Source organism: Enterobacter cloacae complex sp. GF14B (genome assembly GCF_004136805.1).
Classification (GTDB): Bacteria; Pseudomonadota; Gammaproteobacteria; order Enterobacterales; family Enterobacteriaceae; genus Enterobacter; species Enterobacter hormaechei_C.
Genome location: NZ_QFRV01000001.1, coordinates 1 through 19306 on the forward strand (window position 1 = coordinate 1; position 19306 = coordinate 19306).

The 19306-nt window shown below is 55.7% G+C and carries 15 protein-coding genes; 9 read left to right on the forward strand and 6 right to left on the reverse strand.

The window, feature by feature from the left end:
* Together DD606_RS00005 and DD606_RS00010 are read left to right on the forward strand one after the other, a co-directional pair.
* On the forward strand, positions 1-1364 hold a 1364-nt coding region (locus DD606_RS00005), incomplete at its 5' end, for a DUF3300 domain-containing protein (RefSeq protein ID WP_139158308.1).
* Between the two features lie 10 nt (positions 1365-1374).
* Complete coding sequence (locus DD606_RS00010) at positions 1375-2166, forward strand: DUF2950 family protein (RefSeq protein WP_109949061.1); 792 nt, start codon at positions 1375-1377, stop codon at positions 2164-2166.
* A gap of 52 nt (positions 2167-2218) precedes the next feature.
* Here DD606_RS00010 and lpdA read toward each other — a convergent pair whose 3' ends face one another.
* From lpdA to pdhR, 4 genes are all read right to left on the reverse strand, one after another.
* Positions 2219-3643, reverse strand: coding sequence for a dihydrolipoyl dehydrogenase (gene lpdA, locus DD606_RS00015; RefSeq protein WP_003856313.1), 1425 nt, complete (start codon positions 3641-3643; stop codon positions 2219-2221).
* Positions 3644-3818: 175 nt separating this feature from the next.
* The gene (gene aceF / locus DD606_RS00020; RefSeq protein ID WP_109949060.1) at positions 3819-5717 is read right to left on the reverse strand and encodes a pyruvate dehydrogenase complex dihydrolipoyllysine-residue acetyltransferase; all 1899 of its coding nucleotides are present in this window, start codon (positions 5715-5717) and stop codon (positions 3819-3821) included.
* Positions 5718-5731: 14 nt separating this feature from the next.
* Positions 5732-8395 (reverse strand): pyruvate dehydrogenase (acetyl-transferring), homodimeric type, encoded by a 2664-nt coding sequence (gene aceE, locus DD606_RS00025; RefSeq protein WP_003856315.1) that lies wholly within the window; start codon positions 8393-8395, stop codon positions 5732-5734.
* 123 nt (positions 8396-8518) lie between these two features.
* Positions 8519-9283 (reverse strand): pyruvate dehydrogenase complex transcriptional repressor PdhR, encoded by a 765-nt coding sequence (pdhR, locus tag DD606_RS00030; protein ID WP_006173806.1) that lies wholly within the window; start codon positions 9281-9283, stop codon positions 8519-8521.
* Positions 9284-9820: 537 nt separating this feature from the next.
* Between pdhR and aroP the strand changes: the two genes are divergently transcribed.
* The 3 genes from aroP to DD606_RS00045 all read left to right on the forward strand — a co-directional run bounded on the left by aroP (position 9821) and on the right by DD606_RS00045 (position 13714).
* A complete protein-coding gene (gene aroP / locus DD606_RS00035) occupies positions 9821-11191 on the forward strand; it encodes an aromatic amino acid transporter AroP (RefSeq protein WP_003856317.1) in 1371 nt (456 codons plus the stop codon).
* Positions 11192-11355: 164 nt separating this feature from the next.
* On the forward strand, positions 11356-12753 hold the full coding sequence (locus DD606_RS00040) for a glycoside-pentoside-hexuronide (GPH):cation symporter (RefSeq protein WP_003856318.1): 1398 nt from the start codon (positions 11356-11358) through the stop codon (positions 12751-12753).
* A 10-nt stretch (positions 12754-12763) separates the two neighbouring features.
* Positions 12764-13714: a family 43 glycosylhydrolase gene (locus DD606_RS00045; protein ID WP_045350412.1), complete on the forward strand. Its 951-nt coding sequence runs from the start codon at positions 12764-12766 to the stop codon at positions 13712-13714.
* An 18-nt stretch (positions 13715-13732) separates the two neighbouring features.
* On the opposite strand, the gene ampE is transcribed toward DD606_RS00045, so the two are convergent.
* Positions 13733-14587 (reverse strand): beta-lactamase regulator AmpE, encoded by an 855-nt coding sequence (gene ampE / locus DD606_RS00050; RefSeq protein ID WP_109949059.1) that lies wholly within the window; start codon positions 14585-14587, stop codon positions 13733-13735.
* Positions 14584-15147, reverse strand: a complete 564-nt coding sequence (gene ampD, locus DD606_RS00055; protein ID WP_003856321.1) for a 1,6-anhydro-N-acetylmuramyl-L-alanine amidase AmpD — start codon at positions 15145-15147, stop codon at positions 14584-14586. Before ampD ends, ampE begins: the two co-directional genes overlap by 4 nt.
* An 87-nt stretch (positions 15148-15234) precedes the next feature.
* Here ampD and nadC point away from each other — a divergent pair, with 87 nt between their 5' ends.
* The 4 genes from nadC to hofC all read left to right on the forward strand — a co-directional run bounded on the left by nadC (position 15235) and on the right by hofC (position 19305).
* Entirely contained in the window at positions 15235-16128 is an 894-nt protein-coding gene (nadC, locus tag DD606_RS00060; RefSeq protein ID WP_032608506.1) for a carboxylating nicotinate-nucleotide diphosphorylase, read from the forward strand.
* A 173-nt stretch (positions 16129-16301) separates the two neighbouring features.
* Positions 16302-16739 (forward strand): prepilin peptidase-dependent pilin, encoded by a 438-nt coding sequence (gene ppdD / locus DD606_RS00065; RefSeq protein ID WP_109949058.1) that lies wholly within the window; start codon positions 16302-16304, stop codon positions 16737-16739.
* Between the two features lie 12 nt (positions 16740-16751).
* Complete coding sequence (gene gspE / locus DD606_RS00070; RefSeq protein WP_050871271.1) at positions 16752-18131, forward strand: type II secretion system protein GspE; 1380 nt, start codon at positions 16752-16754, stop codon at positions 18129-18131.
* Entirely contained in the window at positions 18121-19305 is a 1185-nt protein-coding gene (gene hofC, locus DD606_RS00075; RefSeq protein ID WP_045895242.1) for a protein transport protein HofC, read from the forward strand. Before gspE ends, hofC begins: the two co-directional genes overlap by 11 nt.
* Position 19306 lies beyond the last annotated feature (1 nt).

Below are 19306 nucleotides of genomic sequence, written 5' to 3' on the forward strand. Positions count from 1 at the left end.
TCCCCGACCCGGCAGCACAGCCTGCCCCGGTGGCCACCCCTGCCTATACCGCCGCGCAGATCGATCAGTGGACCGCGCCCATTGCGCTCTACCCCGACGCGCTGCTGTCGCAAATTCTGATGGCCTCAACCTATCCGGCGAGCGTGATTCAGGCCGCCCAGTGGTCAAAGGACAACCCTAAAATGCAGGGCGATGCCGCCATTCAGGCGGTCAGCGGGCAGCCATGGGATGCCAGCGTGAAATCGCTGGTCGCCTTTCCGCAGTTAATGTCGCTGATGGGGGAAAACCCGTCGTGGGTACAAAGCCTCGGCGACGCCTTTCTGGCCCAGCCAAAGGATGTGATGGATTCCGTGCAGCGTCTGCGCCTGCTGGCGCAGCAGACAGGCACATTGCAATCCACCCCGCAGCAGACCGTCACCACCGTGAAAAAATCTGCGCCAGCCTCCGCCAGTACAGCCGCGACGTCAACGTCGGCTAGTCCGACGGTGATTAAAATTGAGCCAGCCGATCCACAGGTGGTTTATGTCCCTACCTACAACCCTTCCACCGTTTACGGCACGTGGCCAAATGCCAGCTATCCGCCGGTGTATCTGCCTCCGTCTCCCGGCCAGCAGTTTACCAATAGTTTTGTCAGAGGCTTTGGCTATAGCCTCGGCGTAGCCACCACCTATGCGCTGTTCAGTAACATCGACTGGGACGATGACGACGATCATCATCACGATCGTGATGACGATCACCACGGCAGTTATTCGCATAACGGCGATAACATTAATATTAATGTTAATAACTTCAATAAGATCACCGGCGAGCACCGTACCGATAATCACCAGGTCTGGCAGCATAACCCGGCCTACCGCAACGGCGTGCCCTACGCCAATAGCCAGCTTGCCAGCCGCTATCATCAGACTTCAGTGCCGGGCGGGTTGAGCGCTACCCGGCAGCAGCCGGTCAACCGCGATAGCCAGCGGCAGGCCGCGATGGCGCAGGTACAGCAGTCGACGGGCAAAACGCTCACACAGCTACAGCATGGCGACGCGCATTTCCCGCAACATTCAGCGTCCGCGCAGCAACTGAAGCAGCTCTCTCAGCGCAGCAACTACCGCGGCTACGACAGTGCGCGGCCCCACGCACAACAGATGAATAATACTCTTGCGCAAACCAGACGCCCGACGCAGGTTCAGCATCAGCCGCTGCGGGCAAACGCCCTGAGCGGCAACGACAGCCGTTCGGCCAGCTGGCAGGCCCAGCACCAGCGCGGGCTGCAAAGCCGCCAGCACGCGTCGCTGAACAGTGAGCAGCGTGCCAGCTTCCGCCAGCAGCTGTCCGAACACCATACCGAACACCATGAATTCCACCGTCGTTAAGGGAGCCGCTATGAACATGAAACCGATCGGTGGAATGCTGTTGTTGATGGTATCCACCTTCGCCTTCGCCCAGCAATCTTTCTCCACACCTGAGCAGGCGGCCAATGCCCTGACGAAGGCCATCAGCGAGCAGAATGAGAGCGCGATGGCCGACCTGCTGGGGGATAACTGGCGCGACTATCTGCCACCTGAAGGGGTTGATCCGGAGGCGGTGGCTCGATTCCTGCGTGACTGGAAGATAAACCATCGTACCGAAATCAGCGGCGATATTGCCCATCTGTCAGTTGGCGATAACGGCTGGCAACTCCCCATACCGGTAGTGAAGAAAAAAGAGGGCTGGCAATTTGATATGCAGAAAGCGGCTGATGAGATCCTGACCCGCGAAATCGGCCGCAACGAACTCGCGGCTATCGAAGCGCTGCACGCCTACGTCGACGCACAGCGGAGCTACTACGCCATGAACCACCGCTATGCGCAGAAGATTGTCAGCACGCCAGGGCTAAAAGACGGCCTGTACTGGCCCATCTCGCCGGGCGAAGCGCCAAGCCCGCTGGGTCCCGCCTTTAGCCCGCCGGAGCCTGGTATGGGCTATCACGGCTATCGGTTCCGCATTCTGTCGGATAAAAATGGCTTTGCGATGGATGCCTGGCCCGTAAGCTATGGTCAGACGGGGGTAATGAGCTTTGTCGTTAACCAGGAAGACAAGGTTTATCAGGCAAATCTCGGCAACGATTCGGCGCAGAAAGCGCAGGCGCTCGCTGCATACCACCCGGATAAAACCTGGCAGCCTGTCACCCCCTGAACGCAGTGCATAAAAAAAGCGGCCTGAGGCCGCTTTTTTCATCTGAAGAAACTTATTTCTTCTTCGCTTTCGCGTTTGGCAGGTCGGTGATGCTACCTTCAAACACTTCTGCCGCCAGGCCCACGGACTCGTGCAGAGTCGGGTGAGCGTGGATGGTCAGCGCGATGTCTTCCGCGTCACAGCCCATTTCGATAGCCAGACCGATTTCACCCAGCAGCTCGCCGCCGTTGGTACCGACAATCGCACCACCGATTACACGGTGAGTTTCTTTGTCGAAGATCAGTTTGGTCATACCGTCTGCGCAGTCGGACGCGATAGCACGGCCAGAAGCAGCCCACGGGAAGGTGGCGGTTTCGTAGCTGATGCCTTTCTCTTTCGCTTCTTTCTCAGTCAGACCAACCCATGCAACTTCTGGCTCGGTGTAGGCGATAGATGGGATCACTTTCGGATCGAAGTAGTGCTTCATGCCGGCGATAACTTCAGCGGCAACGTGACCTTCGTGAACACCTTTGTGCGCCAGCATTGGCTGACCGACGATATCGCCGATAGCAAAGATGTGCGGCACGTTGGTACGCAGCTGTTTGTCAACGCGGATGAAGCCACGGTCGTCCACTTCCACGCCAGCTTTGCCCGCGTCGAGGTTTTTACCGTTCGGCACACGGCCGATAGCCACCAGTACGGCGTCGTAACGCTGTGGTTCGGATGGGGCTTTTTTGCCTTCCATGGAAACGTAAATACCGTCTTCTTTCGCTTCAACGGCAGTCACTTTGGTTTCCAGCATCAGGTTGAATTTCTTGCTGATGCGTTTGGTGAAGACTTTAACGATGTCTTTGTCGGCAGCCGGGATAACCTGGTCGAACATTTCAACCACGTCGATCTCTGAACCCAGCGCATGGTACACCGTACCCATTTCCAGACCGATGATACCGCCGCCCATAACCAGCAGACGCTTAGGAACGGTTTTCAGCTCCAGCGCATCGGTGGAATCCCACACGCGTGGATCTTCATGTGGAATGAATGGCAGTTCGATTGGGCGAGAGCCTGCCGCGATGATCGCGTTGTCGAAGTTAATCACGGTTTTACCGTTTTCACCTTCCACTTCCAGGGTGTTCGCACCGGTGAATTTACCCAGACCGTTTACCACTTTCACTTTACGGCCTTTGGCCATACCCGCCAGACCGCCGGTCAGCTGAGTGATAACTTTCTCTTTCCAGGTACGAATTTTGTCGATGTCGGTCTTCGGCTCGCCGAAGACGATACCGTGTTCAGCCAGCGCTTTGGCTTCTTCGATAACTTTCGCTACGTGCAGCAGCGCTTTAGAAGGGATACAGCCGACGTTCAGACAAACACCGCCGAGGGTGCTGTAACGTTCTACGATGACGGTTTCCAGACCTAAATCCGCGGCGCGAAATGCTGCGGAATAACCTGCCGGGCCTGCCCCAAGTACTACGACCTGAGTTTTGATTTCTGTGCTCATCATGACCTCTTAATGTATACCCGTCGTCCACCGGGTCGTTCTATCCGCCCGTATTTTACAAAATTGTTAACAATTTTGAAACAACAAACGGCTCACGAATTATCGCTTTCACCAATAACCTCAAAAACCCCATGAGATTATCAGAAAAAAGCCGGCCGATTGGCCGGCTTTTCGATTACATCACCAGGCGGCGAATGTCGCTCAGCATGTTGTTAATGATGGTGATGAAACGCGCACCATCAGCCCCGTCGATCACGCGGTGGTCGAAGGACAGAGAGATTGGCATCATCAGACGCGGTACGAACTCTTTGCCATTCCACACCGGCTCCATCGCGGACTTGGACACACCGAGGATAGCCACTTCCGGCGCGTTCACAATCGGCGCGAAGTGGGTGGTACCCAGGCCGCCGATGCTGGAGATGGTGAAGCAGCCGCCCTGCATTTCGCCGGCAGTCAGCTTACCATCACGCGCTTTCTTGGAGATGGTGGTCAGTTCACGGGACAGCTCTGTGACGCTCTTCTTGTTCACGTCTTTGAAGACCGGAACAACCAGACCATTTGGCGTATCAACCGCAACACCGATGTTGATGTATTTCTTCAGCGTCAGCTTCTGGCCGTCTTCGGACAGGGAGCTGTTGAAGCGTGGCATCTGTTCCAGCGCCGCCGCAACCGCTTTCATGATGAAGACCACTGGGGTGAACTTCACGTCCAGCTTACGCTTCTCAGCTTCGGCGTTCTGCTGTTTACGGAACGCTTCCAGATCGGTGATATCGGTCTTATCGAAGTGGGTAACGTGCGGGATCATCACCCAGTTACGGCTCAGGTTAGCACCGGAGATTTTCTGGATACGGCCCAGTTCCACTTCTTCGATTTCGCCGAACTTGCTGAAGTCCACTTTCGGCCATGGCAGCATACCCGGGATACCGCCGCCAGCGGCTGCCGCAGGTGCAGCTTCGGCGCGTTTCACCGCGTCTTTCACGTAAGCCTGAACGTCTTCGCGCAGGATACGACCTTTACGGCCGGTGCCCTTCACTTTCGCCAGGTTCACGCCGAATTCGCGCGCCAGGCGACGGATCAGCGGAGTCGCGTGGACGTAAGCGTCGTTTTCAGCGAACTCAGATTTTTCTGCTTTAACAGCAGGGGCAGCAGCCGGTTTAGCAGCCTGAGCCGGTGCAGCAGCCGGTGCCGGAGCAGCCGCAGCAGCAGGAGCGGCGGCAGGTGCAGCGCCTTCCACTTCGAAGACCATGATCAGAGAGCCGGTAGAGACTTTGTCGCCGGTGCTGATTTTGATCTCTTTAACGGTACCCGCGAACGGCGCAGGCACTTCCATGGAAGCTTTGTCGCCTTCAACGGTGATCAGTGACTGTTCAGCGGCAACTTTGTCGCCCACTTTCACCATCACTTCGGTCACTTCAACTTCGTCACCGCCGATGTCTGGTACGTTAACGTCTTTCACGCCGCCAGCAGCCGCTGGTGCAGCAGCCGGAGCCGGAGCAGCTTCCGCTTTCGCTGGAGCCGCAGCGCCTTCAGAGCCCGCCACTTCGAAAATCATGATCAGGGAACCCGTAGACACTTTGTCACCGGTGTTGATCTTGATCTCTTTAACGGTACCGGCGAATGGCGCTGGTACTTCCATAGAGGCTTTATCGCCTTCTACGGTGATCAGTGACTGCTCAGCCGCAACGGTATCGCCCACTTTCACCAGGATTTCAGTGACTTCAACTTCGTCACCGCCGATGTCAGGCACGTTCACTTCTTTCGCTGCCGCGGCCGCCGCTGGAGCAGCAGCAGGAGCGGCTTCTTTCTTCTCTTCCTGCGCAGGTGCAGCAGCTGCTGCACCGTCGGCGGAATCGAAAATCATGATCAGTTTGCCAGTCTCGGTTTTATCGCCAACAGAGACTTTGATCTCTTTAACGATGCCAGCCTGAGGAGACGGGACTTCCATAGAAGCTTTGTCGCCTTCTACGGTGATCAGCGACTGTTCAGCTTCAACTTTGTCGCCCACTTTGACCAGGATCTCGGTGATTTCAACTTCATCAGCCCCGATGTCCGGTACATTGATTTCGATAGCCATTATTCTTTTACCTCTTACGCCAGACGCGGGTTAACTTTATCTGCATCGATGTTGAATTTAGTAATTGCGTCTGCAACCACTTTCTTATCGATTTCGCCACGTTTAGCCAGTTCGCCCAGTGCTGCTACAACCACGTAGGAAGCATCAACTTCGAAGTGGTGACGCAGGTTTTCGCGGCTGTCAGAACGACCGAAGCCGTCAGTACCCAGTACGCGATAATCATCAGCTGGAACGTAAGTACGAACCTGCTCAGCGAACAGTTTCATATAGTCAGTAGACGCCACCGCTGGCGCGTCGTTCATCACCTGAGCGATGTACGGAACGCGTGGGGTTTCCATTGGGTGCAGCATGTTCCAGCGCTCACAATCCTGGCCATCACGCGCCAGTTCAGTGAAGGAGGTAACAGAGTACACATCGGAACCCACACCGTAGTCTTTCGCCAGGATCTGCGCTGCTTCACGAACGTGACGCAGGATAGAACCGGAGCCCAGCAGCTGAACTTTACCTTTGCTACCTTCGATGGTTTCGAGTTTGTAGATACCTTTACGGATACCTTCCTCGGCGCCTGCTGGCATTGCCGGCATGTGGTAGTTTTCGTTCAGGGTGGTGATGTAGTAGTAAATATTCTCTTGCGCTTCACCGTACATGCGCTGCAAGCCGTCATGCATGATGACTGCCACTTCGTACGCGTAAGACGGATCGTAAGAGATACAGTTAGGGATAGTCAGTGACTGAATGTGGCTGTGACCATCTTCGTGCTGTAGACCTTCACCGTTCAGGGTCGTACGACCAGAAGTACCCCCGATCAGGAAGCCGCGAGCCTGCTGATCGCCTGCCTGCCAGCACAGGTCACCGATACGCTGGAACCCGAACATGGAGTAGTAGATGTAGAACGGGATCATCGGCAGGTTGTTGGTGCTGTAAGAGGTCGCAGCAGCCAGCCAGGATGCGCCTGCTCCCAGTTCGTTGATACCTTCCTGAAGGATCTGGCCTTTCTCGTCTTCTTTGTAGTATGCAACCTGCTCACGGTCCTGCGGGGTGTACTGCTGGCCGTTCGGACTGTAGATACCGATCTGACGGAACAGACCTTCCATACCGAAAGTACGCGCTTCGTCGGCGATGATTGGAACCAGACGATCTTTGATCGACTTGTTCTTCAGCATCACGTTCAGGGCACGAACGAAAGCGATAGTGGTAGAGATCTCTTTGTTCTGCTCTTCCAGCAGCTGAGAGAAATCTTCCAGCGCTGGCAGTTCCAGCTTCTCGGTGAAGTTAGGCTGACGAGCAGGCAGGTAGCCTTTCAGCGCCTGACGACGTTCGTGCAGGTACTTGTGTTCTTCAGACCCTTCCGGGAAGGTGATGTAAGACAGTTTTTCTACCTGCTCATCGGTCACTGGAACGTTGAAACGGTCGCGGATATAACGCACGCCGTCCATGTTCATTTTCTTAACCTGGTGAGCGATGTTCTTACCTTCTGCGGTATCACCCATGCCGTAACCTTTGATGGTGTGGGCCAGGATCACAGTCGCTTTACCTTTGGTTTCACGCGCTTTTTTCAGTGCAGCGTAAACTTTCTTCGGATCGTGACCACCGCGGTTCAGCGCCCAGATCTGCTCGTCAGTCCAGTCTGCAACCAGGGCTGCGGTTTCAGGATATTTGCCGAAGAAGTGCTCACGAACGTAGGCACCGTCTTTGGATTTGAAGGTCTGGTAGTCGCCGTCAACGGTTTCGTTCATCAGCTGGATCAGTTTACCGCTGGTGTCTTTACGCAGCAGTTCATCCCAACGACCGCCCCACATCACTTTGATCACGTTCCAGCCAGCACCCGCGAAGATGCCTTCCAGTTCGTTGATGATCTTGCCGTTACCGGTTACCGGACCATCCAGACGTTGCAGGTTACAGTTGATGATGAAGCACAGGTTGTCCAGCTTCTCACGGGTCGCGATGGTGATCGCGCCTTTAGATTCTGGCTCATCCATTTCACCGTCGCCCAGGAAGGCGTAAACGGTCTGCTCAGAGGTGTCTTTCAGACCACGGTGTTCCAGGTACTTCAGGAATTTAGCCTGATAGATCGCACCGATTGGACCCAGACCCATAGATACGGTCGGGAACTGCCAGAACTCAGGCATCAGTTTAGGGTGCGGGTAAGAAGACAGACCCTTACCGTGAACTTCCTGACGGAAGTTGTTCATCTGCTCTTCAGTCAGACGACCTTCCAGGAAGGCACGTGCATAGATGCCCGGAGAGATGTGGCCCTGGAAGTACACCAGATCGCCGCCGTCTTTCTCGTTAGCTGCACGGAAGAAGTGGTTGAAGCACACTTCGTAAATGGTCGCAGAAGACTGGAAGGACGCCATGTGGCCACCCAGTTCCAGGTCTTTCTTGGATGCGCGCAGAACGGTCATGATGGCGTTCCAGCGGATAGCAGAACGGATACGGCGTTCCAGATCCAGATTGCCCGGGTATTCCGGTTCGTCTTCGACGGCAATCGTGTTTACGTAGTTGCTAGCCCCTGCACCTGAAGCCACTTTCACGCCGCCTTTGCGTGCTTCAGAAAGCAGCTGATCAATCAGATACTGAGCGCGCTCAACACCTTCTTCACGGATGACCGATTCGATCGCCTGTAGCCAGTCGCGAGTTTCGATCGGATCCACGTCATTTTGGAGACGTTCTGACATGGGGGTATTCCTTATCTATCTAATACGTTGATTTGTCTGGAACCTGTCCCATTGTATTTTCGCCAGAAAACACAATAAGACAGGTTCTGCGTTTAGTTGCCGCGCTCTAAAAGTACCTGGCGCTTAATCCTTTCGTTGCTGTATGCGGCGTAATGAACGTTCGCGACGCGATTGTTCACGGCTGCGGTCCAGCAAGATTTCCTCAATGAAAGCCAGATGGCGGTGCGACGCTTCGCGCGCCTGCTCCGGTTCCCCGGCCATTATCGCCTCGAATACTCGGGTGCGATGGTTGCTTACCAGCGGGAGCATCTCCCGACGGGCATACAACAATTCAAAATTCTGACGAACGTTCTGGGCCAGCATCGGCTCCATGCAGCGTAGCAGATGGAGGAGCACCACGTTGTGCGCCGCTTCGGTGACGGCAATTTGATACTGGACGACGGCGCTGGACTCGGCGTCTAAATCGCCGGACTGCTGTGCCCGTTCAATGGCCTGATGCAGCTCGCGAATACGTACGCGGTCTTCATCAGTGCTGCGAAGGGCGGCGTAATAGGCCGCGATACCTTCCAGCGCGTGACGGGTCTCAAGCAGATCAAACTGGGATTCTGGGTGGTCAGAGAGAAGTTCTACCAGCGGGTCGCTGAAGCTCTGCCACAGGCTGTTTTGCACAAAGGTTCCGCCACCCTGGCGACGGAGCAACAGGCCCTTTGCTTCGAGACGTTGAATCGCCTCACGCAGAGAGGGACGTGAAACGTCGAACTGTTTTGCCAGCTCGCGTTCTGGCGGGAGCTTCTCGCCCGGGCGCAGTGTCCCTTCGAGAATTAAAAACTCCAGCTGCTGCTCAATCACATCGGAAAGTTTTGGTTGGCGAATTTTGCTGTAGGCCATATTCCCTGTCTTACGCCTTTTTGCCCGGAGTCAATTGGTCTTACCAATTTCATGTTCGTATCGCTAAAGTAACAAAGTATTCACCTTCTGTCCATATTGGTTTTGATTGAAATCAGTAAACCCGGCACATTTTAACAACCTTACAGAACTAACGTTTCAGGAATGTAACTTTGCACAAATGAAATGGTTACTACCAAAGAGGCAGTTTTAACCATAGTGAAACGAGGGTTTTTGCAATCTGAAGCGATTCAACAAGGCAAAAAATGAAAATTCGCCCTCTTCTGACGCATTTCTATTCTATAGGTTGGGGTATGAGGGGTTAACGTACCGATTTACAATTGGTTTCTTTTTATTCAAGTCGTCATCGCCCCTTCATAAAGCAGGTGCATTCGCTGGCGCTTACCACTATTCTGGCGCTAACGGAAGCCATCTCCGCTTTTTTCGGTATCGTTAACCGTAAAGAAATAAATACAGAATATGGACTTTCATAATTACACACGCACAGCGTGAACATAACAACCACACACGAGGTTTCAAATGGAAGCTCAACAGCATGGCGATCAGCTAAAGCGCGGCCTTAAAAACCGCCATATACAGCTCATCGCCCTGGGCGGTGCTATTGGTACTGGCCTGTTTCTGGGCAGTGCATCGGTTATCCAGTCGGCCGGTCCGGGCATTATTTTGGGGTACGCGATAGCGGGTTTCATTGCATTTCTGATTATGCGTCAGTTAGGGGAAATGGTTGTTGAGGAGCCGGTCGCAGGCTCATTCAGCCACTTCGCCTATAAATACTGGGGCAGCTTCGCAGGTTTCGCCTCGGGCTGGAACTATTGGGTTCTGTACGTTCTGGTTGCCATGGCCGAGCTGACCGCCGTCGGGAAATATATTCAGTTCTGGTACCCGGAGATCCCTACCTGGGCGTCTGCGGCGGCCTTCTTCGTCCTGATTAACGCCATTAACCTCACCAACGTAAAAGTGTTCGGTGAGATGGAGTTCTGGTTTGCCATCATCAAAGTGATTGCCGTTGTAGCGATGATCATCTTCGGCGGCTGGCTGCTGTTCAGCGGCAACGGCGGCCCGCAGGCCACCGTGCGCAACCTTTGGGAGCAAGGCGGGTTCTTGCCTCACGGCATGACCGGCCTGGTGATGATGATGGCGATCATTATGTTCTCCTTCGGCGGTCTGGAGCTGGTGGGCATCACCGCCGCGGAAGCCGACAACCCGGAACAGAGCATCCCGAAAGCCACAAATCAGGTTATCTACCGCATCCTGATCTTCTATGTGGGCTCCCTGGCGGTGCTGCTCTCGCTGCTGCCATGGACGCGCGTCACGGCGGATACCAGCCCGTTTGTGCTCATCTTCCACGAGCTGGGCGATACCTTCGTGGCGAACGCGCTCAACGTCGTGGTGCTGACCGCTGCGCTCTCCGTTTATAACAGCTGCGTTTACTGCAACAGCCGTATGCTGTTCGGCCTGGCGCAACAGGGCAACGCACCGAAAGCGCTGCTCACCGTTGATAAGCGTGGCGTACCGGTTAATACCATCATCGTGTCGGCGGTCGTGACGGCGCTGTGCGTGCTGATTAACTACCTGGCCCCGGAATCAGCCTTCGGTCTGCTGATGGCGCTGGTGGTTTCCGCCCTGGTGATTAACTGGGCAATGATTAGCCTCGCGCACATCAAGTTCCGCCGCGCCAAGCAGCAGCAGGGCGTAACCACGCGCTTCCCTGCCCTGCTCTATCCGCTGGGGAACTGGGTTTGCCTGCTGTTCATGGCAGCTGTACTGGTCATCATGCTCATCACCCCAGGCATGGCGATTTCCGTCTACCTGATCCCGGTCTGGATTGCGATCCTCGGCGTGGGTTATATGGTGAAACAGAAAAATGCCAAAACGGTGAAAGCGCACTAAATGTTTTCTCGCTGTACTCGCGGTTGCGGGTACAGCGTCTTGTTACCTTCCTCACAAATTCGCGCCAACAGCAAAATCCTCCATATCACCGCCTTTATATTGCAACGCATATATTCGTTTGCCAGCGAATAATTCTCTCCATACCGAAACCCGGAGAGCTGTCGATGAATAACAACAAACTGTCAGTAAAAGAAAAGATCGGCTATGGCATGGGTGACGCCGGATGCAACATTATCTTTGGCGCCATCATGTTATTTGTTAACTATTTTTATACGGATATTTTTGGTCTGGCTCCTGCACTGGTTGGCGTTTTACTCCTGTCCGTGCGCGTCATTGATGCCGTAACGGACCCGATCATGGGCGCGATTGCTGACCGTACCCGCAGCAAATATGGCCGGTTTCGTCCATGGCTGCTGTGGATTGCCTTCCCCTATGCGCTGTTCAGCATTCTGATGTTCACCACGCCAGAGTGGAGCTATAACAGCAAAGTTATCTATGCCTTTGTCACCTACTTCCTGCTGTCGCTGACCTATACCGCCATCAATATTCCGTACTGCTCGCTCGGCGGCGTGATCACCAACGACCCGAAAGAGCGCGTTGCCTGCCAGTCCTACCGTTTTGTTATGGTTGGTATCGCCACGCTGCTGCTGTCGCTAACGCTCCTGCCAATGGCCGACTGGTTCGGTGGGGATAACAAAGCCAAAGGCTACCAGATGGCGATGACCGTGCTGGCGCTGATTGGTACCTGCATGTTCCTGTTCTGCTTCGCCACGGTGCGCGAGCGTGTGCGTCCGGCGGTGCAAACCCATGACGAACTGAAAAACGACCTGAAAGACGTGTGGAAGAACGACCAGTGGGTGCGGATCCTGCTGTTAACCCTGTGCAACGTCTGCCCTGGCTTTATCCGCATGGCGGCCACCATGTATTACGTCACCTGGGTCATGGGGCAAAGCACCCATTTCGCCACGCTGTTTATCAGCCTGGGCGTTGTCGGCATGATGTTCGGCAGTATGCTGGCGAAAGTGCTGACCGACCGCTGGTGCAAGCTGAAGGTCTTCTTCTGGACCAACATCGCGCTGGCGATTTTCTCCTGCGCCTTCTACTTCTTCGACCCGAAAGCGACGACAACCATTGTTGTGCTTTACGTCCTGCTGAACATCCTGCACCAGATCCCATCCCCGCTGCACTGGTCCCTGATGGCCGACGTGGACGACTACGGTGAATGGAAAACCGGGAAACGTATCACCGGGATCAGCTTCTCCGGCAACATCTTCTTCCTGAAACTGGGTCTGGCGATTGCCGGGGCAATGGTCGGTTTCCTGCTCTCCTGGTACGGCTACGATGCGGGCGCAAAAGCGCAGAGCGCGGATGCCATCAACGGGATCGTGCTGCTCTTTACCGTCATTCCTGGCATTGGATACTTAATTACCGCGGGCGTAGTACGTCTGCTGAAAGTGGACCGTGAGACCATGAAGCAGATCCAGTCCGATCTGGAAAAGCGTCGCACCAACTATCGCGAGCTGAACGATTATCAGGAACTCAAAGCCGCTGAGACTAAATAAGGAAAGCCGAATGCAAACCTGGCCAAACCCGTTTATTGAACAACGCGCCGACCCGTATATCCTGCGTCACGATGGGCAATATTACTTTATCGCCTCCGTACCGGAGTACGATCGGCTGGCGATCCGCCGCGCGGACTCGCTGGAAGGTTTACGCGATGCCGAAGAGGTGGTTGTCTGGCGCAAGCCCGACACCGGCCCGATGAGCCAGCTGATCTGGGCACCGGAACTGCATCATATCGACGGCAGGTGGTACATCTATTTTGCCGCCACGCATACCCAGGCGCTCGATCAGCTCGGGATGTTCCAGCATCGCATGTTTGCCATTGAATGCGCAGATCGCGATCCGCTCACCGGTACGTGGGTGGAAAAAGGGCAAATCAAAACCCCGTTTGACACCTTCGCGCTGGATGCCACCACCTTTGTTCATCAGGGTAAACGCTGGTATTTGTGGGCGCAAAAAGCCCCGGATATTTCCGGTAACTCGAATCTTTACCTGTGTGAAATGGAAAATCCGTGGACGCTGAAAGGCGAGCCGGTGATGCTCAGTAAACCGGAATATGACTGGGAGTGCCGCGGGTTCTGGGTCAATGAAGGCCCGGCGGTGCTGTTCCATGGCGATAAGCTGTTTATCAGCTATTCCGCCAGCGCCACCGACGAGAACTACTGCATGGGATTACTGTGGGCAGACCTGAATGCCGATCCGCAAAACCCGGCTAACTGGCATAAATCCCCGCGCCCGGTGTTCGTCACCAGCTACGAAAACCGTCAGTATGGGCCAGGCCATAACAGCTTTACGCAGACGCCGGAGGGCGAAGATGTGCTGGTCTACCACGCGCGAAACTACACTGAAATTGAAGGCGATCCGCTTTACGATCCCAATCGCCATACTCGCCTGAAACTCATCCGCTGGAACGAAAACGGGATGCCTGAATTCGGCATCCCGCCCGCAGATACACCGTAACGGCTTCGGCGCGCTGGCTTAAACCAGCGTGCCGTAAATCGTCAGCAGCGCCACAATCACCACCACCACAAACGACGTTTTCTTCGCCATCGAGACGGCAGCCTTTGGCGTTGCGACTTTGTCCGTGTGCGGCTCACGCGCCAGCGAGAACTGTGCCAGTCGGGTTAAAACCTGATACTGCGAGGTATGACGGTCAGCAAGGGAGACAAACCACGCGGGCAGCGCCTTTTCACCGTGACCGATGAGGGCATAGACCACGCCTACCAGACGCACCGGAAGCCAGTCGAGCACGTGCAGGATGGCATCAATGCCGGACTGTAGACGTTCATGCGGCGTAAGATAGCGGGCAAGCCAGGTCTGCCAGGCGCGCAGGAACGCGTAACCCATCAGCAGTACCGGCCCCCAGGGTCCGCCCACCACGAACCAGAACAGCGGCGCCAGGTAGTAACGGAAGTTAATCCACAGCAGCGCGTTTTGCAGCTCCCGCAGAAACTCGCGTTCATCGCAGTCCGGCGGTACGCCGTGGATCATCGTCAACTCGCTCGCCATCGCGCCGCGCGCGTGGGCATCATCCCGGGAAGCGGCTTTCAGATACGCGTGATAGTGCAAACGCACCTTGCCCGCGCCAATACACAACACACCGAGCAGGATCCACACCACCAGCAGCGGCACGTTGAAAAAGAGGCCGTAAAGCGAGCGCAGCAACAGGAACGTAATCACCATCACGCCTGCCGCCATCAGCAGCGTGCGCAGCATGGAAAAACGCCTGATGCGGCGGAATAACACCTCCAGCCGATGATCCAGATGCCAGTGCTCGCCGAGCTTAAACAGGCGTTCAGCGATCATAACCAGCAGCATGGTAAACAACGTCATGTTATCTCCTTATCTGACGACGTGGTAAGCATGGCGTGAAACCGGGACCAGTCAAACGCCGGGCCGGGGTCGGTTTTTCTTTCGGGGGCGATGTCGCTGTGCCCTGTAATATTGTCTGCAATGGCGGGATAGCGCCCGATTAACGTTTGCGTTACAGCAACCAGTTTCTCATATTGCGCATCGGTGTAAGGCGTGGTGTCCGTTCCTTCCAGTTCAATTCCAATGGAGAAATCATTGCACCGCTCGCGCCCCTGATACTTCGACACGCCGGCATGCCAGGCACGCTTATCAAAAGGAACATACTGAACCACTTCGCCATCACGTCGGATCAGACAGTGCGCCGATACGCGCAGATGCGCAATCTCAGCAAAGAAGGGGTGGGCATCGGGATCTATCGTTCCAGTGAATAACGCATCGATCCACGGACCGCCAAACTCACCCGGCGGGAGACTAATATTGTGAACCACCAGCAGTGTGGGCTTTTCATCCTCCGGGCGGCAGTCGTGGTGCGGCGACGGTACATGCCGCGCGTCCACCAGCCATCCGTTTTCTAACAACATGCTGGAACTCCTTATCTATGGTGCTGTTACTCGGTTCAGAGTAGCATGTTTCAATATTATGATTCGTTACCAATTTGGAGTTTTATCATGCCGCCTCGCCGCTATAACCCCGACCACCGACGTGACGCGCTTCTGGAACGTATTAATAGTGATATCCCGGCAAGCGTTGCCCATGCCCTGAGAGAAGACCTCGGCGGTGACGTCAGCGCCGATAACGATATTACCGCCCAATTGTTGCCAAAAGAGACACGCTCGCATGCGGTGGTTATCACCCGTGAAGCAGGGGTTTTCTGCGGCAAACGCTGGGTTGAGGAGGTCTTTACCCAGCTGGCGGGCGACGAGGTGCAGGTAACATGGCACGTTGAGGACGGCGATGCGGTCACGGCGAATCAGCCACTGTTCGAACTGGACGGCCCGTCCCGCGTCTTGCTGACTGGTGAACGCACCGCGCTCAATTTTGTGCAAACGCTCTCTGGCGTTGCCAGTGAAGTACGCCGCTACGTTGACCTGCTGGCAGGCACCCGCACGCAGCTGCTGGATACCCGTAAAACCCTGCCGGGCCTGCGCACCGCGCTGAAATACGCGGTACTCTGCGGTGGCGGCGCCAACCATCGTCTGGGGCTATCCGATGCCTTCCTGATCAAAGAGAACCACATTATTGCCTCTGGCTCGGTGCGTCAGGCCGTGGAAAAAGCCTTCTGGCTGCATCCGGATGTGCCCGTCGAAGTGGAAGTGGAAACGCTGGAGGAGCTGGACGAGGCCATTAAAGCGGGGGCTGACATCATCATGCTCGATAACTTCGACACGGAGCAGATGCGTGAAGCGGTCAAACGCACAAACGGCCAGGCGCAGCTTGAGGTGTCCGGCAACGTGACGTTCGACACCATCCGCGAATTTGCTGAAACCGGCGTCGATTACATCTCCGTAGGCGCCCTGACCAAGCACGTCCGCGCCCTCGACCTCTCGATGCGCTTCAAATAAATTATCCCCCCTCTCCGCCCGGAGAGGGGAAATACGAAACCGCTCGCAATTACGCTGTCCTTCTCTGCAACACTGAATCATTTCCCTGAAAGCCCCTTCACGTTCACGCTTTTGCCCCTCGTTTCTGCGCGCAGTCACTGCCACAGTAGCGCCACTTAACATAAGGAGCAGACATGAACAGACAACTAGGATTTACCCTGATTGAGCTAATGGTGGTCATTGGCATTATTGCCATCCTGAGCGCGATTGGCGTCCCGGCCTATCAGAACTACCTGCGAAAAGCGGCGCTCACCGATATGCTGCAAACGTTCATCCCCTACCGCACCGCCATTGAGCTTTGCGCCCTGGATCGTGGTGGTGTGGATCGCTGCGACGCAGGCACCAATGGCATCCCCTCCCCGACAACCACACGTTACGTTTCAGCGATGAGCGTGGCGAAGGGGATCGTATCGTTAACAGGGCAGGAAAGCCTTAACGGACTTGAAGTGCTCATGACACCGATCTGGAGCGACGGTAACGGTATGACGGGCTGGACGCGTGACTGCAAAATTGCGTCCGACACGGCGCTCAGACAAGCCTGTGAAGATGTTTTCCGCTTCGACAACAACTGACAGGAGTGGACAATGAATACCGAGCAGCTTATGACGCTCTGTCAGCGCCATCACGCACTGCTACTCGCAAGCGACACCGAGATGATCAGCATTGCGGTGGTGGGTAATCCTGCCTCTGAGCTGATGGAAGCGTTACGCTTCGCCACGCAGAAACGTATTGATATTGAGTGCTGGACGGCTGAACGGATGGAAAAAAGGCTTCAGTCCCTCTCATCATCACACCTGCCGGGCATCGCGCCAAACTCAGCCGCTGACGTGCTCAGTACAACCTTGCAGCAGGCAGTAAACCAGCGGGCTTCTGACATCCATATTGAACCGACGGAGCACGGCTACCAGATCCGTTTGCGAATCGACGGTGTTCTCTACCCGCAACCGCCGATCTCTGCCGCCCTCGGGACGACGCTTGCCGCACGCCTGAAGGTGCTGGGTCAACTGGATATTGCGGAGCGCCGCCTGCCGCAGGACGGTCAGTTTACGGTGGAGCTGGCAAGCGTCCCCGTCTCTTTTCGTATCGCAACCCTTCCCTGTAGCGGTGGAGAAAAAATCGTGCTTCGTCTGCTTCACCAGGTACAGCAGGCTCTGGAGCTTGAACAGCTGGGGATGAGCGCAGACCAGCAGGTCCGTTTTGCCGGGGCGCTTAACAGCCCTCAGGGGTTGATTCTGGTCACCGGCCCGACAGGTAGCGGGAAAACGGTGACGCTGTACAGCGCGTTACAGGCGCGAAATACACCTGACGTTAATATTTGCAGCGTGGAAGATCCCGTTGAAATCCCGCTTGCAGGCTTAAACCAGACGCAGATTAATCCGCGTGCGGGGCTGACCTTCCAGAGCGTGCTGCGCGCCCTGCTCAGGCAGGATCCTGACATCATTATGGTAGGTGAAATTCGTGACGGCGAAACGGCAGAAATTGCCATTAAGGCGGCACAAACCGGGCATCTGGTGCTGTCCACCCTCCATACTAATTCGACGACTGAAACGCTGGTACGGCTGCAACAGATGGGTGTCGCGCGCTGGATGATCTCTTCGGCGCTCTCGATGGTGATTGCCCAGCGGCTGGTGCGCCGTTTATGCCCGTACTGCCGACAGGAAGCCAGCCGCCATACCGAATTACCCCGCACGCTGTGGCCCCGGCCGCTTCCTCGCTGGCAACCCACCGGCTGCGATCGCTGCTACCACGGTTTTTATGGTCGCGTAGCCATTTTTGAAGTGCTCGTCATCGACGACACGCTGCGGCAGGCCATCGCCAGCGGAGCAAGCACGGAGGTGATTGGGTCCAGCGCTCGTCAGGCGGGAATGACCTCTTTGTTTGAGCATGGCTGCATGGCCGTAGAGCAAGGGCTGACTACGCTCGAAGAGTTGTTGCGCGTCCTGGGAATGCCCGATGGCTGCTAATTCGCTCTGGCGCTGGCGTGCCCTGACCACCGAGGGGGAGGTGCAAACCGGCACCCTCTGGGCCATCGACCGTAACGCAGCTTACACGGCTCTGGTGCTTAAACAGCTGCACCCGCTGGCGCTAAAACGCTGCCAGCAGCGCCACCGATGGCAAGTGCAGCACTGCTACGATATTTTTCGCCAGCTCGCCACGCTGCTACAGGCCGGACTCACGCTGTCCCAAAGCCTGCACATGCTGGCGGAACAGCATCCTTTGCAGCACTGGCAGGCGCTGCTGCACAGTCTTGCTGATGACCTGAGCGAAGGTTTCGCTCTGTCAGAGGCCATGAAGAAATGGCCAGAGGTGTTTAGCCCCCTTTATGTCTCGATGGTGAAGACGGGTGAACTGACGGGTAAGCTCGAAGCCTGCTGCCGTCAGCTTGCGCAGCAACAAAAATCCCAGCAGCAACTCAGTGCAAAGGTGAAGAAAGCGCTGCGCTATCCGCTGATCATCCTGACGCTGGCCGTTTTCGTGGTGCTGGCGATGGTCACGCTGGTTTTGCCTGAGTTTGCTGCAATCTACAAAACGTTCAACACCCCGCTCCCTTTGCTCACGCAGGCAGTCATGGGGCTGGCGGCCTTAGTTCAGGCGCATATCCTCACCCTTTTGGCCCTGCTCGTGGCAATGGTTGTCATCGCCTGTAAGCTGCGGCGGCATCCGCGCTGGCAGTATGTCTTGTTACATGTACCGGTGATGGGCACGCTGACGCGCGGGCAAAAACTGGGGCAAATTTTTACCGTACTGTCATTAACCCAGCAGGCCGGAATTGCCTTTTTACAAGGACTGGAGAGTGTGGAGGAGACCGTTGAGTGTGGCTACTGGCAGGAGAAACTCCGTGAGATACGCAGCGATATCGAACAGGGGATGCCCGTGTGGTCCTCCTTTCAGAAGGCCTCTGTTTTTACGCCACTGTGTATTCAGCTCATTCGCACCGGAGAAGTGTCGGGTTCACTGGATGTCATGCTGATGAATCTGGCCCGCCATCATACGGAACAGACATTTCAGCAGGCAGACAATCTGGCGGCGCTTCTTGAGCCTTTGCTACTGGTCGTGACAGGTCTGATTATTGGCACGCTGGTGGTGGCAATGTATCTGCCGATTTTCCATCTGGGGGATGCAATGAGCGCGGGGTAAC

What these genes read in the sequence shown, in the direction of transcription:
- DD606_RS00010 (WP_109949061.1), top strand. Translation starts at nt 1,375, where the DNA reads ATGAACATGAAACCGATCGGTGGAATGCTGTTGTTGATGGTATCCACC.
- lpdA (WP_003856313.1), bottom strand. Translation starts at nt 3,643, where the DNA reads ATGAGCACAGAAATCAAAACTCAGGTCGTAGTACTTGGGGCAGGCCCG.
- aceF (WP_109949060.1), bottom strand. Translation starts at nt 5,717, where the DNA reads ATGGCTATCGAAATCAATGTACCGGACATCGGGGCTGATGAAGTTGAA.
- aceE (WP_003856315.1), bottom strand. Translation starts at nt 8,395, where the DNA reads ATGTCAGAACGTCTCCAAAATGACGTGGATCCGATCGAAACTCGCGAC.
- pdhR (WP_006173806.1), bottom strand. Translation starts at nt 9,283, where the DNA reads ATGGCCTACAGCAAAATTCGCCAACCAAAACTTTCCGATGTGATTGAG.
- aroP (WP_003856317.1), top strand. Translation starts at nt 9,821, where the DNA reads ATGGAAGCTCAACAGCATGGCGATCAGCTAAAGCGCGGCCTTAAAAAC.
- DD606_RS00040 (WP_003856318.1), top strand. Translation starts at nt 11,356, where the DNA reads ATGAATAACAACAAACTGTCAGTAAAAGAAAAGATCGGCTATGGCATG.
- DD606_RS00045 (WP_045350412.1), top strand. Translation starts at nt 12,764, where the DNA reads ATGCAAACCTGGCCAAACCCGTTTATTGAACAACGCGCCGACCCGTAT.
- ampE (WP_109949059.1), bottom strand. Translation starts at nt 14,587, where the DNA reads ATGACGTTGTTTACCATGCTGCTGGTTATGATCGCTGAACGCCTGTTT.
- ampD (WP_003856321.1), bottom strand. Translation starts at nt 15,147, where the DNA reads ATGTTGTTAGAAAACGGATGGCTGGTGGACGCGCGGCATGTACCGTCG.
- nadC (WP_032608506.1), top strand. Translation starts at nt 15,235, where the DNA reads ATGCCGCCTCGCCGCTATAACCCCGACCACCGACGTGACGCGCTTCTG.
- ppdD (WP_109949058.1), top strand. Translation starts at nt 16,302, where the DNA reads ATGAACAGACAACTAGGATTTACCCTGATTGAGCTAATGGTGGTCATT.
- gspE (WP_050871271.1), top strand. Translation starts at nt 16,752, where the DNA reads ATGAATACCGAGCAGCTTATGACGCTCTGTCAGCGCCATCACGCACTG.
- hofC (WP_045895242.1), top strand. Translation starts at nt 18,121, where the DNA reads ATGGCTGCTAATTCGCTCTGGCGCTGGCGTGCCCTGACCACCGAGGGG.